At 48.8% G+C, this 254-nt stretch carries 1 protein-coding gene and 1 pseudogene; both read right to left on the reverse strand.

The features are described 5' to 3' along the window. The coding region (locus CF394_RS16030) for a hypothetical protein (RefSeq protein WP_243370662.1) at positions 1-82 on the reverse strand (82 nt) is incomplete at its 3' end. Between the two features lie 7 nt (positions 83-89). Then, positions 90-254: pseudogene (locus CF394_RS03425) on the reverse strand (ABC transporter permease); the annotation flags it as partial.

Consider the following 254-nt stretch of genomic DNA (forward strand, 5'->3'; position numbering starts at 1 on the left):
CTCCGCGGACGGCTTTGACCGTTCCGCCGTATGTCGTAAATGAAACATGCAAATTCTCGACTTCCAATACTTTTTTCCGCAAAAATACATTACCTCCTCAGCTTCGGATCTAACGCATCCTGCAGTCCGTCTCCAACAACATTAAAGGCGAACATAGTTAATGAAATAAAGAAAGCGGGAAAAAACAGCCGCCACCAGTGTCCCGACAAGATCACCGGAAGGCCGTCGTTCGCCATGACACCCCAGCTCGCAAA

The organism is Tetzosporium hominis (assembly GCF_002265435.1).
Taxonomy (GTDB): domain Bacteria; phylum Bacillota; class Bacilli; order Bacillales_A; family Planococcaceae; genus Chryseomicrobium; species Chryseomicrobium hominis.